Origin of the sequence: Stenotrophomonas sp. RS-48 (assembly GCF_030053245.1) — a bacterium.
Classification (GTDB): domain Bacteria; phylum Pseudomonadota; class Gammaproteobacteria; order Xanthomonadales; family Xanthomonadaceae; genus Stenotrophomonas; species Stenotrophomonas maltophilia_P.
This window is the reverse complement of the sequence record NZ_JASGBV010000142.1, coordinates 1-1,246: the sequence shown is the minus strand read 5'-3', so window position 1 is coordinate 1,246 and position 1,246 is coordinate 1. Positions and strand designations below refer to the sequence as shown.

Below are 1,246 nucleotides of genomic sequence, written 5' to 3'. Positions count from 1 at the left end.
TGTGGCGCCGGGCGATGCCCGGCGGCCCGGGCCATCAACCGGCCAGCATGCCCTGCCCGCGCGCGCGCGGCGCCAGGGCCGCGTGCATCACGGCCAGGTGCATCACCACCGCCAGTTCCGGCGCGTGGCGGTCATCGCCCGCCCGCCACTGCTGGGCGAGCTGGGCTGCATCGGCCGGCAGCAGGGCCAGCAGCTGCGTATCGTCGAGGGCATCGGCTGCACCCTGCAGCTGGCGCGCCAGCTGCCGCGACTGCCACACGTGAACGCCGATGCTGAGGCTGGCCAATGTCATCAAGGTCAGCGCCAGGCCGTGCTCGAACCACTGCGCCAGCACGTCCGGCCCCCACAGCAACGCCGCCAGTACCGCCAGCGCCGGCAGCCGCCAGCCCAGCCAATGGGTGCGCCCACGCTGCGGCCAATGCACCACCACTGCGCTGGCGACCAGCGCCACCGCTGCGGTGGCCGGCAGTTCGGTCAGCCAGGTCGCCGCCAGCAGCACCGCCAGCAGCGCCCAGACCCAACCGGGAGGCAACGCCCGTCGCTGATAGTCGGCCCCGACCGGGCCCACCAGCTGGCGCAGGCTGCGCTGTTGCATCGCGTCGGTCACCCACAGTCTCCCGTTTCTGTCCTGCCCTGGATGGTCACGACCAGTGTGTCGCAAATCCGTGCCGGAGACGTTAGCAATCCGCTATGACACAGGCAGTACAACATGTTGCGGATTGACCGGCCGCGCGAGGTGACTGTTCAGCTGTTTTGCCGTAGCATGACAACCGTTGGGCAGGCCCTGCCCGTGGTGACACGGAATCGGCCCTGTACCTTGCAGCACTGTAGAAACCGGGGGTGCATTGGTTTCGACGGGGGTTGTGAAGTCGCCTGGCGCATGCCGAGGGGGTAGCTTTCCTCGTAAATCCAGCTGCAAAACTCTAGTTGCCAACGACGACAACTACGCTCTGGCCGCTTAAGGCCTAAGCCTCGAAACCGCTTGTGTCCATGCTCGCGGTGTAGAGTCACTATCATGGAATCGCGCTGGACGGCTGCCTGTCAGTCCGGCACTAGAACACAACAGGCTGGTTCCCGGATGCGCTTTGCACGCCGTGCTGTTCGGGGACGAGATTCAACGGCGAGCTAAGCATGTAGTGCTGGGGATGGAGTGCCTTCGGACGGCGGTTCAATTCCGCCCACCTCCACCAACGAGCGGTCCGCCCAGGACCGGAGAAGCCCGGAAATCCCCGCATCACAAGGGTTT

At 66.5% G+C, this 1,246-nt stretch carries 1 protein-coding gene and 1 other RNA gene; one reads left to right on the top strand and one right to left on the bottom strand.

All coding sequences use genetic code 11. The annotated features are described in order from the left end of the window. Positions 1 to 34: 34 nt before the first annotated feature. On the bottom strand, positions 35 to 607 hold the full coding sequence (locus QMZ25_RS18865) for a hypothetical protein (RefSeq protein WP_053519702.1): 573 nt from the start codon (positions 605 to 607) through the stop codon (positions 35 to 37). A gap of 229 nt (positions 608 to 836) precedes the next feature. Here QMZ25_RS18865 and ssrA point away from each other — a divergent pair. Beyond that, positions 837 to 1,190, top strand: a transfer-messenger RNA (tmRNA) gene (gene ssrA / locus QMZ25_RS18860). Positions 1,191 to 1,246: the final 56 nt, after the last annotated feature.